Source organism: Citrobacter sp. Awk 4, assembly GCF_028069725.1.
In the GTDB taxonomy this organism is placed as follows: Bacteria; Pseudomonadota; Gammaproteobacteria; order Enterobacterales; family Enterobacteriaceae; genus Citrobacter_D.
The window spans coordinates 1-15,064 of record NZ_JANEWG010000026.1; the positions used below are offsets into that span (position 1 = coordinate 1).

General features: G+C 51.5%; 12 protein-coding genes. 4 read left to right on the plus strand and 8 right to left on the minus strand.

Going from position 1 to position 15,064, the window contains the following annotated elements; genetic code table 11:
- Positions 1–253: 253 nt before the first annotated feature.
- The 4 genes from focA (at position 254) to NNO04_RS12620 (ending at position 5,255) form a co-directional block, all read left to right on the plus strand.
- A complete protein-coding gene (focA, locus tag NNO04_RS12605; protein WP_271444942.1) occupies positions 254–1,111 on the plus strand; it encodes a formate transporter FocA in 858 nt (285 codons plus the stop codon).
- A 58-nt stretch (positions 1,112–1,169) separates the two neighbouring features.
- Positions 1,170–3,452 carry a formate C-acetyltransferase gene (pflB, locus tag NNO04_RS12610; protein ID WP_271444943.1) on the plus strand — a complete coding sequence of 761 codons (2,283 nt, stop codon included), beginning with the start codon at positions 1,170–1,172 and terminating at the stop codon, positions 3,450–3,452.
- A gap of 203 nt (positions 3,453–3,655) precedes the next feature.
- Positions 3,656–4,396, plus strand: coding sequence for a pyruvate formate lyase 1-activating protein (gene pflA, locus NNO04_RS12615; protein WP_271444944.1), 741 nt, complete (start codon positions 3,656–3,658; stop codon positions 4,394–4,396).
- Positions 4,397–4,460: 64 nt separating this feature from the next.
- Positions 4,461–5,255 carry a hypothetical protein gene (locus tag NNO04_RS12620; protein ID WP_271444945.1) on the plus strand — a complete coding sequence of 265 codons (795 nt, stop codon included), beginning with the start codon at positions 4,461–4,463 and terminating at the stop codon, positions 5,253–5,255.
- Positions 5,256–5,415: 160 nt separating this feature from the next.
- Here the strand turns inward: NNO04_RS12620 and NNO04_RS12625 are convergent, their stop codons facing one another.
- The 8 genes from NNO04_RS12625 to lolA all read right to left on the minus strand — a co-directional run bounded on the left by NNO04_RS12625 (position 5,416) and on the right by lolA (position 15,002).
- A complete protein-coding gene (locus tag NNO04_RS12625) occupies positions 5,416–5,898 on the minus strand; it encodes an anti-virulence regulator CigR family protein (RefSeq protein WP_271444946.1) in 483 nt (160 codons plus the stop codon).
- 123 nt (positions 5,899–6,021) lie between these two features.
- Positions 6,022–7,170, minus strand: coding sequence for an MFS transporter (locus NNO04_RS12630; RefSeq protein WP_271444947.1), 1,149 nt, complete (start codon positions 7,168–7,170; stop codon positions 6,022–6,024).
- Positions 7,171–7,479: 309 nt separating this feature from the next.
- A complete protein-coding gene (locus NNO04_RS12635) occupies positions 7,480–8,343 on the minus strand; it encodes a dimethyl sulfoxide reductase anchor subunit family protein (protein ID WP_271444948.1) in 864 nt (287 codons plus the stop codon).
- 1 nt (position 8,344) lies between these two features.
- Positions 8,345–8,962, minus strand: a complete 618-nt coding sequence (gene dmsB / locus NNO04_RS12640; protein ID WP_271444949.1) for a dimethylsulfoxide reductase iron-sulfur subunit DmsB — start codon at positions 8,960–8,962, stop codon at positions 8,345–8,347.
- Between the two features lie 10 nt (positions 8,963–8,972).
- Positions 8,973–11,417, minus strand: a complete 2,445-nt coding sequence (dmsA, locus tag NNO04_RS12645) for a dimethylsulfoxide reductase subunit A (protein WP_271444950.1) — start codon at positions 11,415–11,417, stop codon at positions 8,973–8,975.
- Between the two features lie 235 nt (positions 11,418–11,652).
- Positions 11,653–12,945 (minus strand): serine--tRNA ligase, encoded by a 1,293-nt coding sequence (gene serS / locus NNO04_RS12650; protein ID WP_271444951.1) that lies wholly within the window; start codon positions 12,943–12,945, stop codon positions 11,653–11,655.
- A 91-nt stretch (positions 12,946–13,036) separates the two neighbouring features.
- Positions 13,037–14,380 (minus strand): replication-associated recombination protein RarA, encoded by a 1,344-nt coding sequence (gene rarA, locus NNO04_RS12655; protein ID WP_271444952.1) that lies wholly within the window; start codon positions 14,378–14,380, stop codon positions 13,037–13,039.
- A gap of 10 nt (positions 14,381–14,390) precedes the next feature.
- Positions 14,391–15,002 (minus strand): outer membrane lipoprotein chaperone LolA, encoded by a 612-nt coding sequence (gene lolA, locus NNO04_RS12660; RefSeq protein WP_271444953.1) that lies wholly within the window; start codon positions 15,000–15,002, stop codon positions 14,391–14,393.
- Positions 15,003–15,064: the final 62 nt, after the last annotated feature.

Sequence of the window (15,064 nt, forward strand, 5' to 3'; positions counted from 1 at the left end):
GTAAGTGTTGCTGTATATGCCAATTACTCCATTTTAATTAACTGCATTCCCAGAGGTTCAGAGAAAAAATTCAACTCACATTATAACTTTTAAAATTTATTTTTATTTTATAAATCAATAAATTACATCGCAATCGTGCAAAAACCATGCGACTTGAAGGCCTATAAGCCAGGTGAGATATGATCTATATCAAATTCTCATCTATAATGCTTTGTTAGTATCTCGTCGCCGACTTAATAAAGAGAGAGTTAGTGTGAAAGCTGACAACCCTTTTGATCTTTTACTCCCTGCAGCAATGGCCAAAGTGGCCGAAGAAGCAGGTGTCTATAAAGCAACGAAACATCCGCTGAAGACTTTCTATCTGGCGATTACTGCCGGTGTATTCATCTCAATCGCCTTTGTTTTCTATATTACCGCCACAACCGGTACCGGAACGATGCCGTTCGGTATGGCTAAACTGGTGGGGGGGATTTGCTTCTCTCTGGGGCTGATTCTTTGTGTTATCTGCGGCGCAGACCTCTTTACATCAACCGTACTGATCGTCGTCGCCAAGGCCAGTGGCCGTATCACCTGGGGTCAACTGGCTAAAAATTGGCTTAACGTTTATGTTGGCAACCTGATCGGCGCATTGCTGTTTGTATTACTTATGTGGCTATCTGGCGAGTATATGACCGCCAATGGCGCATGGGGACTCAACGTTCTGCAAACCGCCAACCACAAAATGCACCATACTTTTGTTGAAGCTGTCTGCCTCGGTATTCTTGCTAACCTGATGGTTTGCCTGGCCGTGTGGATGAGCTACTCGGGTCGCAGCCTGATGGACAAAGCGTTCATCATGGTATTACCGGTCGCGATGTTTGTGGCCAGCGGTTTTGAGCACAGTATCGCAAACATGTTTATGATCCCTCTGGGTATTGTAATCCGCGACTTCGCAACACCGGAATTTTGGGCCGCTGTCGGTTCCGCTCCGGAGAATTTTACTCACCTGACTGTGATGAATTTCATCACCGATAACCTGATTCCGGTTACGATCGGTAACATTATCGGCGGCGGTTTGTTGGTCGGGTTGACATACTGGGTCATTTACCTGCGTGGCGACGATCATCACTAGTCTTTGATGTTTGTTATACGCAGTAAATAAAAAATCCACTTAAGAAGGTAGGTGTTACATGTCCGAGCTTAATGAAAAGTTAGCCACAGCCTGGGAAGGTTTTACCAAAGGTGACTGGCAGAATGAAGTAAACGTCCGTGACTTCATTCAGAAAAACTACACTCCGTATGAGGGTGACGAGTCCTTCCTGGCTGGCGCGACCGATGCGACCACTGCTCTGTGGGACAGCGTGATGGAAGGCGTTAAACAGGAAAACCGCACTCACGCGCCTGTTGACTTTGACACCTCCGTTGCATCCACCATCACTTCTCACGACGCTGGTTACATCAACAAAGCGCTCGAGAAAATTGTTGGTCTGCAGACTGAAGCTCCGCTGAAACGTGCGATCATCCCGTTTGGCGGTATCAAAATGGTTGAAGGTTCCTGCAAAGCGTACGATCGCGAACTGGACCCGATGCTGAAAAAAATCTTCACCGAATACCGCAAAACCCACAACCAGGGCGTATTCGATGTTTACACCAAAGACATTCTGAACTGCCGTAAGTCTGGCGTTCTGACTGGTCTGCCGGATGCGTATGGCCGTGGCCGTATCATCGGTGACTACCGTCGCGTTGCGCTGTACGGTATCGACTTCCTGATGAAAGACAAATACGCTCAGTTCGTCTCTCTGCAGTCCGATCTGGAAAACGGCGTAAACCTGGAAGCGACTATCCGTCTGCGTGAAGAAATCGCTGAACAGCACCGCGCGCTGGGTCAGATCAAAGAAATGGCAGCGAAATACGGTTGCGATATCTCTGGTCCGGCTACCAACGCTCAGGAAGCTATCCAGTGGACCTACTTCGGCTACCTGGCCGCTGTTAAGTCTCAGAACGGTGCAGCAATGTCCTTCGGTCGCGTATCCACCTTCCTGGATGCTTACATCGAACGTGATATCAAAGCGGGCAAAATCACCGAGCAAGACGCTCAGGAAATGATTGACCACCTGGTCATGAAACTGCGTATGGTTCGTTTCCTGCGTACTCCTGAATATGATGAACTGTTCTCCGGTGACCCGATTTGGGCAACTGAATCTATCGGTGGTATGGGCGTTGACGGCCGTACTCTGGTAACCAAAAACAGCTTCCGCTTCCTGAACACCCTGTACACCATGGGTCCTTCTCCGGAGCCGAACATCACCGTTCTGTGGTCTGAAAAACTGCCTCTGAACTTCAAGAAATTCGCCGCTAAAGTGTCCATCGACACCTCTTCTCTGCAGTACGAGAACGATGACCTGATGCGTCCGGACTTCAACAACGACGATTACGCTATCGCTTGCTGCGTAAGCCCGATGGTTGTTGGTAAACAAATGCAGTTCTTCGGTGCGCGTGCAAACCTGGCGAAAACCATGCTGTACGCAATCAACGGCGGCGTTGATGAAAAACTGAAAATCCAGGTTGGTCCGAAATCTGAACCGATCAAAGGCGACCTTCTGAACTTCGACGAAGTGATGGATCGCATGGATCACTTCATGGACTGGCTGGCTAAGCAGTACGTCACCGCGCTGAACGTGATTCACTACATGCACGACAAGTACAGCTACGAAGCCTCTCTGATGGCGCTGCACGACCGTGACGTTATCCGCACCATGGCGTGTGGTATCGCTGGTCTGTCCGTTGCTGCTGACTCCCTGTCTGCAATCAAATATGCGAAAGTTAAACCGATTCGTGACGAAGACGGCCTGGCTGTTGACTTCGAAATCGAAGGCGAATACCCGCAGTTTGGTAACAACGACTCTCGCGTTGATGATATGGCGGTTGACCTGGTAGAACGTTTCATGAAGAAAATTCAGAAGCTGACTACTTACCGTAACGCTATCCCGACTCAGTCTGTTCTGACCATCACCTCTAACGTTGTTTATGGTAAGAAAACCGGTAACACCCCTGATGGTCGTCGTGCTGGCGCGCCGTTCGGACCGGGTGCTAACCCAATGCACGGCCGTGACCAGAAAGGTGCTGTTGCCTCTCTGACCTCCGTTGCAAAACTGCCGTTTGCTTACGCGAAAGATGGTATCTCTTACACCTTCTCTATCGTTCCGAACGCACTGGGTAAAGACGACGAAGTTCGTAAGACCAACCTGGCAGGCCTGATGGATGGTTACTTCCATCACGAGTCTTCCATTGAAGGCGGTCAGCACCTGAACGTGAACGTCATGAACCGTGAAATGCTGCTGGACGCGATGGAACACCCGGAAAAATATCCGCAGTTGACCATCCGTGTATCTGGTTACGCAGTACGTTTTAACTCCCTGACTAAAGAACAGCAGCAGGACGTTATTACCCGTACCTTCACTCAGACCATGTAATTGGTTTTGACTGAAATCACGCGTTAAATGACGTACAATAAAGGCTCCACGTAAGTGGGGCCTTTTTAACTGGTATCTCCCCTACCCGCAGCCTGCTTTGTCAGCTATCTATACTTATGGATGACTGCCAAAACAGACTCGACACAGTGAACAACTGTGCACTCACACGGCCCCGGATGGGCCACATCTGGAGAAACACCGCAATGTCAGTTATTGGTCGTATTCACTCCTTTGAATCCTGTGGCACCGTTGACGGCCCAGGTATCCGTTTTATTACCTTTTTCCAGGGCTGCCTGATGCGCTGCCTGTACTGCCATAACCGTGATACGTGGGACACGCACGGCGGTAAAGAAGTGACCGTTGGAGAGTTGATGAAAGAAGTCGTCACCTATCGTCACTTTATGAACGCCTCCGGCGGCGGCGTTACCGCATCCGGCGGTGAGGCGATTCTGCAGGCGGAGTTCGTTCGCGACTGGTTCCGCGCCTGTAAAAAAGAGGGAATTCACACCTGCCTCGACACGAACGGTTTTGTCCGTCGTTACGATCCGGTGATCGATGAGCTACTGGAAGTGACTGACCTGGTCATGCTTGACCTGAAGCAAATGAATGACGAAATTCACCAGAATCTGGTGGGCGTCTCTAACCATCGCACGCTGGAATTCGCCCGCTACCTGTCAACGAAAAATATTAACGTGTGGATCCGCTACGTCGTTGTACCAGGTTGGTCAGACGATGATGACTCTGCACATCGCCTGGGCGAGTTTACCCGTGATATGGGCAACGTCGAGAAAATTGAGCTGCTGCCGTATCACGAGTTAGGTAAACACAAATGGGTGGCGATGGGTGAAGAGTACAAACTTGATGGTGTCCATCCACCGAAGAAAGAGACCATGGATCGCGTAAAAGGTATTCTCGAGCAGTATGGTCATAAAGTGATGTACTAATCGTTTAAACAAAGCGGCTACCTGAGAGGGTAGCCGCTTTGCTATCTACTCAGGAAAGGAAGCGATGCGTTTATTCATTTCAGGGATTTTACTGCTGTCAGCTCAGTGCGCCAATGCCGCCAACAGCTGTGACATCCACGCCATCGTCCAGCATGCCTGGCCGGAAGCGAAACCGGCAGCGGAAGGTACGATGATCACCCCTGGTAATCAGGTTATCGATATCACAGGCAACTCACCGCAAAGTGCGATTTGTCGCGTCTGGCCCGCCCATCCTGAGTTGACGCTTGCAGCGGTCCCCCTGATGTCCCAGGAGAAAATCGACTATGGCCACAATGGCGATCTGGAGTTGCTGGTGCTCAACTCCGTCACCCAGGAGGTTAATCAGCGATTACACCTGCCAGAACGGATGAGTGATGATGCTATCCGCATTACGGGTATCGCACTTGATACCGCACGCTGGAAAGTAGCTCCCAGCCAAACCGCTTTTGGTCTGCACATTACCCGTAGCGGCAGCTCGCGCGTTAATCCGATTGGTGAAGATGCGCTGTCGTTGTACGTCATTGAAAATAATCAACTACGCCGGGTATTAGAGGGGATCGCGCTGACGGCTAACAGCGGCGAATGGGACGGAAACTGTGCTGGAGAGTTTAACGATATCAAACGTATCCTTGCTATCGACGCCTCTTCCCATAAGGGTTACGCCGATATTCGCGTCAACGAAAAAAGTGTGGCATCTACCGCCTTTATTGATTCAAGTGGCGAATGCACTGCAAAAGATACCCCCGCCAGGGCCAGCTGGGTTCTGCGTTATGACGGAACACAGTATGCGGTCCCGAAAGAACTGGCGCCGCTTGAATAAGCGCTTTAAAACAAAAAATACTCCGAACACTCTTAATCGAGAAAATACGCTTCTGATGCGCTATGCGGTACTCCGCATAGCGCTCATCCAGCGAATTTCGCGCCCGGGCACTTAATCGTCTTTTCCTTTTCAGGATACGTACAGCATGCTGGCTTTGTGCTTATTTAAAGACACCGTTTATCACGGAAGTGACTATCGCGGTACTCAGTGCAATCAACACCAGATCCTCACCGACAATACGCCACTCATAGCCAGGATAAGACGGTAATTGCCCCAACATCGATGAAGGCACCATTTTCTTTGCTATCCCCGGAGGCAGAGGTTTGCCGCGGGCATAGTTTTTCGCAATGCCAGGAGGCAGCGCTTTATATCCGGTTAAACCGTAGTTGAGCGCCAATGACCGTGCGCGATCGTAATTAATCCGGATAGAGACATCATCGTCGACGCTCTTTTTATCCGCTTTTGACTTGCTCTCATTATTTTGTTTATTTCCATGGTTAGCGGAATTTCCATTACCATGATTACCGCTGTTGCCTTTACCACCGCCATTCCCGTTACCTGGATCGGCGATGACCGGAGCAGAAGAGAAGGTTAAAGACAACACCACCGCCAACGCGGTAGTGAGAAAACGACGTGTTGACATGATTGCCGCCTTTTTAAAAGAGGTGCCTGATTGAATTATCGTTTTTATCAGGAAGTAAACAATACGTAAAACTCTTAGATATAGCGGTATTAAAAAAGCCTGTTACTAACAGGCTTTTTTTCGTCAGGCATGCGCCACCGGGGTCGGATGCTCGCCAGCCTTACGCAATAACATAAGCAGATAAATAAACGATACGCTGGCAATCATAATAAACAGCAGATTGTCTGAATAATGTTGCATCAGCATGGCCGTAAATGAAGGGCCCAGCAAGCTACCTACCGTATAACTCAGCAACAACGCCTGATTCATCGCAACAAGTTGATGCTGTCCGACCTTTTCACAGGCCCACGCCATCGCTACCGGGTAAAGCGTAAAACCGGCCGCACCTAAAATAAACAGCGCTGGCGCCATCGCTGCCTGCATCATCATGGCAAGACTGCCGAGGATCACTACAAAGACCTGGACACGTAAAACCAGTAGTCGGCCAAATTTATCCGCCAGACGGCCAATCGGCCATTGCCCCAGAATACCGGCGCTCACTAATACCGCCATCCAGAAACCGATACTGGCGTTGCTGATCCCCTGGTGCTTGAGATAAAGCGGCATCAGACCGTACAGAGAACCCAGCACAATTCCGGAAATAATGCAGCCATTCACGCCCAGTCGCGCCTGGCGTAGCTTAAGCATAGAGACAATCGGCGTCGTGCTTTGGCCTTCAGACTGCTGATTCATAATACGGGTAAAGAGCAGCGGTAAAATCCCCGCCAGAATCATACCAGTTACCCAGGGCAGCACGTTCATCAGATCCGTCGGCACTTTACTGACCAGCACCTGGCCAAGAAATGTCCCCACGTAATAGACCATCATATAAGCCGCAAGCAACCGGCCCCGGTTTCGCGACGTGCCGCTACACATCAGCGCGCTTTCGACGACGACCCAAATCATGGCGCAACCGACGCCAGCGATAAAGCGCCAGGTCATCCAGCTCCAGAATCCAACCATCACGCCCAGCCCTACGCAGCCGACGGCAAAAATCAGCGAGGCGATGTAATAGCTGCGATTAAACCCAAGATGTTTAATTAAATATCCGGTGAGTAATGTCCCGACCAGGTTCCCGGTAAAGTAGGACGAACTGACAATCCCGACCTGCCAGGTCGGCAGTTCTTCCTGGGCGAGCCAGAGCGGAACGAGCGTATTTAATACCGCTATCGCCAGAGTCAACAAAAGCAGGCCACACAGCAATAGCATGACAGGCCGGGTATAGGTGGACATGGATAAAAACCGTGAGGTAGTTCAAATTTCATGCGCATCATGCCACCGGTAAAAACATTGTCAATCGGCGAAATCTGCGGCATGGCGGGGTTTCAGGGCTATCGATTTGAAATACTGATTCTTAACATGAATGAATAGGAAGTGAAAAATATCATGTTATTGTTTTAATTGATCTAAAACAAAATTGTCGCGTTTCGTTCAGTCGAAAAATTTCATGGTTCAAAATGCCCTATTTTTCATTGAGTCCCGGCGGTTAAAAAAGAAAAACCGGGGCAAAAGCCCCGGTTCAGATGATTAACACTTTTACGCTTAGCTCGCGACCGCCATACCGACCGTCATGTGCAAGCCATAGAACACGCCACGGCCAATCAACTCCCCAACTAACAGCAGGATAAACGCAACTGACAGCAACGGTACTGCGGGTTGATACCCTTTTAATTGCGGCAGGATCCAGCAGCACAGCGCCACAGCCAGCAGTACAATACGCCAGGCCATTAATGAACCGTAATCCGGCACCAGCGCAGTTGCCTGCTGAATCGAGCTATGGATCGTTGCCAGTTCAGCGCCCTGCATCACGGACATCATGGCACTGACAACCAGCGCCAGTACAGAAATCACCGGTAACAGTCGCATTGCCCATCCGTCCACACCGGCCACGCGCAGCAGCAGATAGCCCAATAACGGACCGCCCATTAACAACGTCAGGAAGAAGCCTACCGGAGTCCACACACTGTACCAGGTCGGTACGGTGTCAATGGTGTTATACACGCGCACCATCATCCAGACAAAGACAACACCCAGGACCATTGTCGTAACCAGCCACAGATTACGCAGTGCCGGAGAGAGTTTCCTGAGCACAGCCAGCAACCAACCGATCCCGCCAATGGCAAAGAAGATCGAGCCGCTGGCGATTTCGTTACTGAGCGCTGAAGATCCCACACGATTAAGTGAGTTGAAGGCGCGCATCGGTGAGCCCAGATGGAGCATAGACGCAATAAAACCGATACCCATCAGCACCCACAGGCCAAACATACAGGTAATCACCCGCTGCTGTGATTCAGCACGCAGGTCCCCTTTCATCAGCGCTAATGCCATTACGATAAAACCGCCAGCCACACATTGTCCGAAGACCGTGAAGATCATTAGCGGCCATTCATGCCATCCACTTCCCATCTTACACCTCCTTCGGATTTGCCAGATAACCGGTGGTATCTCCGGTCGGACGACTATTGGCGTTAGGTTTGATCACAATACTGGGCTTCGTAAAATGCGCGCCCGGTAAAGGAGCGACAGCGGCCAGATCGCCATGTTTTTTACGCAACTCTTCAATCGGGCCGAAGTCCAGCGCGCGCAGCGGGCAGGACTCCACGCAGATCGGTTTTTTACCGTCGGCGACACGGTCATGGCAACCATCGCACTTGGTCATGTGACCTTTGGCGGCGTTGTATTGCGGTGCGCCGTACGGGCAGGCCATATGGCAATAACGGCAACCGATGCAGACATCTTCGTCTACCACCACAAAACCGTCTTCACGTTTATGCATCGCCCCGCTTGGGCAGACCTTGGTACAGGCCGGATCTTCACAGTGGTTACATGCAATAGAGAGGTAATAGGCAAAGACATTCTGGTGCCATACACCGTTATCTTCCTGCCAGTCGCCGCCGGCATACTCGTAAATACGACGGAAACTGACATCCGGGGTTAAATCTTTGTAGTCTTTGCAAGCCAGTTCGCAGGTTTTGCAACCGGTGCAACGGCTGGAATCAATAAAAAATCCATACTGAGTTGTCATCGGTTACTCCTTAGACCTTTTCAACCTGAACGAGGTTGGTATGTGACGGATTCCCCTTCGCCAGAGGAGACGGGCGTTGGGTTGTCAGAACGTTAATACATCCGCCCTGATCCACACGTTTCGCATCCGGGTCATACCAGGCCCCTTCACCTAGGGCGACAACGCCAGGCATCATGCGGGGCGTGACCTTCGCCTCAATGTGCAGCTCGCCACGGCCGTTGAAGATACGAACCTTGTCTCCGTTATTGATGCCACGTTTTTGCGCATCCATCGGGTTAATCCACATCTCCTGACGGCAGGCGGCTTTCAGCACATCGACGTTTCCATAGGTGGAGTGAGTACGTGCCTTATAGTGAAAACCTGTCAACTGGAGCGGATAGTCTTTGGTCAACGGATCGTTGTAGCTTTCAAAACCTGGCGTGTAGATCGGCAGCGGATCGATCACATCACCTTCAGGCAATTCCCAGGTCGCGGCAATCTCTGCCAGCGCCTGCGAGTAGATCTCGATTTTACCGGACGGTGTCGTCAGTGGATTAGCCTGCGGGTCTTCACGGAACGCTTTGTAAGCCACGTGATGTCCTTCAGGATCGCGTTGCTTGTACATGCCTTGTTGGCGGAACTCCTCAAACGATGGCAGTCCTGGGATAGACTTGCGAGACTGCTCGTACAGATGGCGCATCCACTCTTCCTGGCTACGACCCTCGGTAAATTGCTGTTCTACGCCCATGCGCTTCGCCAGTTCTGTGGTCATCTCATAGATGGTTTTGCATTCGAAACGAGGTTTGATAGCCTGGTCTGCAAAAATCACATACGACATATTCCCGCAGGATGCATCCAGCGCAAAGTCCATCTGTTCGGATGCCGTACAGTCAGGCAGCAAAATATCGGCATATTTCGCTGAAGAGGTCATATGGCAATCGATGACGACAATCATTTCGCACTTCTTGTCATCCTGGAGAATTTCATGCGTGCGGTTGATTTCTGAATGCTGGTTGATCAGGCAGTTACCTGCATAGTTCCAGATCATTTTGATCGGCACATCGAGCTTCTCTTTGCCCTGCACGCCGTCACGCAGTGCGGTCATTTCCGGACCACGTTCAATCGCATCTGTCCACATAAACATCGAGATACTGGTCTGAACCGGGTTATCCAGCGTCGGCATACGCTCAAATGGCAGACCGTAGGAGCCTTCACGAGCCCCGGAGTTACCCCCGTTAACACCCACATTACCCGTAAGGATCGCCAGCATCGCTATCGCACGTGACACCACTTCACCATTTGCATGGCGCTGCGGCCCCCAGCCCTGGCTGATAAATGCGCGTTTCGCGTTACCGATTTCACGGGCGAGTTTTATAATACGTTCGGCAGGAATACCTGTGATGGTTGAAGCCCACTGTGGTGTTTTCTCAATACCGTCATTACCCTGACCCAGGATATACGCCTTATAGTGCCCATTGGCTGGTGCACCCGATGGCATCGTTTTCTCGTCAAAGCCTACGCAATACTTGTCGAGGAACGGTTGATCGACCAGGTTTTCTTTAATCATTACCCAGGCAAGGGCGGAGATCAGAGCCGCATCAGTGCCCGGACGAATCGGGACCCACTCATCTTCACGCCCTGCACCGGTATCGGTGTAACGAGGATCGATGATGATCATGCGAGCATTGGATTTTTGACGAGCCTGTTCGAGGTAGTACGTCACCCCGCCACCGCTCATGCGTGTTTCGCCCGGGTTATTGCCGAACAGGACAACCAGGTCGCTGTTCTCAATATCTGACGGACTGTTACCATCTGCCCAGCCGCCGTAGGTATAGTTCAGCCCCATCGCTATCTGAGCGGTCGAGTAGTCGCCATAGTGATTCAGATAACCACCGCAGCAGTTCATCAGACGAGCAATCAGGGTTTTTCCTGGTGGCCAGGAACGCGTCATCGTACCGCCGAGCGTACCAGTACCATAGTTCAGATAGATGGATTCGTTGCCGTAATCTTTGATCAGGCGCTGCATGTTGTTGGCGATAGTGTCATACGCCTCTTCCCAACTAATGCGCTCGAACTTACCTTCACCACGTTTGCCTACACGCTTCATGGGATACTTCAGGCGGTCCGGGTTATAGACGCGGCGGCGCATGGAACGACCGCGCAGGCAGGCGCGTACCTGATGTAATCCTTCGTAATCATCACCACCGGTATTATCGGTTTCAACGTATTTGATTTCCCCATCCACGACATGCATACGCAGTGGACAGCGGCTACCACAGTTTACCGTACAGGCGCTCCAGACAATTTTTTCGTTGGACTGAGCCGGACTGATAGCTTCAGCGGCATTCGCGATTCGGGTAAATGGCAGGGTGAACGCGCTACTGGCAAGTGCCAGTCCGCCAATCGCCGTCGTTTTTACCAAACCACGACGACTCACCTCAGTTGCCAGTACGACATCGGGGATCTTAGTTTTCATAATGGCTCACTCTGCTGCTCACATAACAAAAGTAAAACTTCGTTGTGTAGTTATTTACATAGCGATATTATCGATATATAGATTTGTATATAATGAGTGTGATGCCACTCAGCGCAATCTGCTGAGTTTCATACGAAGCCAGTATTACCCCTAAGGGGGTATGGATTATTGTTCGGTGTCAAACAGGCATAAAAAAAGCGCCCTAAGGCGCTTTTTATGATCAAAGAAACCAGTATTAGCCGATATATTCCAGTCCGTTCATATACGGACGCAACACTTCCGGCACCGCAATGCGACCATCAGCCTGCTGATAGTTTTCCATTACCGCCACCAGAGTACGACCCACAGCCAGACCAGAACCGTTCAGAGTATGCACCAGACGGGTCTTTTTGTCGGACTTGCTGCGGCAACGCGCCTGCATACGGCGAGCCTGGAAATCCCAGACGTTAGAGCAGGAAGAGATCTCGCGGTAGGTATTCTGTGCCGGGATCCACACTTCCAGATCGTAGGTCTTGCATGCACCGAAGCCCATGTCACCAGTACACAGAACAATTTTGCGATACGGCAGACCCAGCAACTGAAGCACTTTCTCAGCATGACCGGTCATCTCTTCCAGTGCGTCCATGGAATCTTCCGGACGAACGATCTGTACCATTTCAACTTTGTCGAACTGGTGCATACGGATAAGACCACGCGTGTCACGACCGTAAGAACCGGCTTCGGAACGGAAGCACGGTGTATGCGCCGTCATTTTGATCGGAAGCTGGTCTTCGTCGATGATTTCATCACGCACCAGGTTGGTCAGTGGCACTTCAGCGGTCGGGATCAACGCATAGTTGCTGCTGTCTGCTTCTTCTTCCAGCGGACGGGTATGGAACAGGTCGCCGGCAAATTTCGGCAACTGACCCGTACCATACAGCGTGTCGTGGTTCACCAGATACGGTACATAGTTTTCGCTGTAACCGTGCTGTTCGGTGTGCAGATCCAGCATAAACTGCGACAGTGCGCGGTGCATACGGGCGATCTGACCTTTCATCACCACAAAGCGAGAGCCGGTCAGTTTAACCGCAGCAGCAAAATCGAGACCGCTGTGCATTTCGCCCAGGGTAACGTGGTCGCGAACGTCGAAATCAAATTGACGCGGGGTGCCCCAGCGGCTGACTTCAACGTTGTCGTTTTCGTCTTTACCGACCGGTACGTCATCGTGAGGGATGTTCGGGATAGTCAGCGCGATATCGCGGATTTCCGCCAGCAGCACATCCAGCTCAGATTTCGCGGCATCAAGCTGCTCACCGAGTTTGTTCACTTCCAGGCGTAATGGCTCGATATCTTCCCCGCGCGCTTTCGCCTGGCCAATGGATTTCGATCGCGAGTTGCGCTCTGCCTGCAGGTTTTCGGTTTCGACCTGCAGTACTTTACGACGCTCTTCAAGAGCGCGAAGTTTATCTACATCCAGCTTAAAGCCCCGGCGTGCCAGTTTTTCTGCGACTGCGTCTGGCTCGGTACGCAGCAGATTGGGATCGAGCATGCTTATCCTGTGCTTATCGAATTAAAAAAGGGAATGCAACCGCAGCCTGCGGTTGCAAAGATACATTGCCAACATTACCGCAACGCCTGCGCTAGCGGTAGCGTTTTGTGCGGCTATTTTGATCCTGTTCAGCGAGCCAGGCGAGCTTTTCGCCAATCTTACCTTCAAGACCCCGTTTAGTCGGATGGTAATAGCGCGTTTGTGCCATTTCAGCCGGGAAATACTCTTCACCTGCAGCGTACGCGTTAGGCTCATCATGGGCGTAACGATACTCCTGCCCATACCCCATTTCTTTCATCAATTTGGTTGGCGCATTGCGCAGGTGAACCGGTACGTCGTAATCGGGGCGCTCACGCGCATCAGTCATCGCAGCTTTGAAGGCGGTATAAACAGCATTACTTTTTGGCGCACAGGCCAGGTAAACAATCGCCTGCGCAATCGCACGTTCACCTTCCGCGGGACCAACGCGGGTGAAACAGTCCCATGCGGAGATCGCGACCTGCATAGCGCGCGGGTCGGCATTACCCACATCTTCAGACGCAATAGCCAGAAGGCGACGCGCAACGTACAGCGGATCGCCTCCGGCGGTAATGATCCGGGCGTACCAGTAGAGCGCCGCATCCGGGGCGCTGCCGCGAACGGATTTATGCAATGCGGAGATGAGATCGTAAAAACGGTCGCCTTTGTTATCAAAGCGCGCACTGCGCTCCCCGGCAATCTCTGTCAGTAATGCAGGCTGAAGAACACGTTTTCCACTGGCATCGACTTCCGCCATGTCCGCCATCATTTCAAGCGTATTCAACGCACGACGCGCATCGCCGTTAACCAGTTCGGCTATTGCCCGGCGTGTTTCATCCGGCAGGACGATATCCTGGCCGCCATAGCCACGCGCGCTGTCTTCCATCGCCTGGCTCAGCACCCGCTCAATATCGTCGGTAGTCAGCGATTTCAACAGATAGACACGCGCTCGCGATAACAACGCGGAGTTCAGCTCAAAGGAGGGGTTTTCGGTCGTCGCGCCGATAAAGGTGATGGTGCCGTCTTCAATATGCGGCAGAAACGCATCCTGCTGACTTTTATTGAAGCGGTGAACTTCGTCAACAAACAGGATAGTACGGCGGCCCGCGTTACGGTTCTGGCGAGCACGTTCAATGGCCTCACGGATCTCTTTCACACCGGAGGTGACAGCAGAAATACGTTCAACATCCGCATTGGCATAACGGGCGATCACTTCAGCAAGGGTGGTTTTTCCCGTGCCAGGCGGCCCCCACAGGATCATTGAGTGCAGATGACCCGCCTCGATGGCGCGAGGTAATGGCTTACCCGCAGCCAGCAGATGCTGCTGACCAATATACTGCGCTAAATTTTCTGGCCGCATACGCGCGGCCAGTGGCTGAAAGGTATTATCAGAAAAATCGAGCGACAAATTGCTCACTCACAGACCTCTACTTACGTTGGTCGTCTACCGTTACGCCTTGCGGAGGGGTAAAGGTAAATTTCGATGCTTCTACAGCGCCATTCTGCTGAGACCTCAGCTGATAATTGCTGCGCTGACCATCTTGCTCTACCGCACTAAACTGATGAATGGTGCCGTCACGTCCGACATTGATGGTGAACTGCTTCAGGTTCCCGTTGCTGGTTTTCGGTGTCAGGACAAAGTCATCACCGTTTTGTTTAATGTTGTATTGCTGCCAGTCGCTGGACTGGTTGCGGGCAATCAGCATAAACGGCGTATTGCCTGTCGCATCCTTCAACCAGGTCGCCGTTGCTTGCTCGACAAAGGGGTTAAAGAACCAGAGCGTTTTACCGTCAGAGACCAGAATGCTCTCGTCGGGCTGCGTCATATGCCAGTTAAACAGGTTCGGACGCTTAACCCATAAGTCACCCTGACCTTCCTGAACCGCTGCACCGCTACCGTCGGTCACTTTCTGAGTGAAACTGGCGTGGAAGCTGCTGACTTTATCCAGACGACTTTTCAGATCGCTGGCTGCATCGGCCCATACGCTGCTCACGACAAAGCTTGAGAGTAATGCACAGGTGATTGCGATTTTTTTCATTGTTATTCCTCAAAATACGTCACTCCCGATGGGGAGATCCCTCTGCTATCCATTCCAGGCCA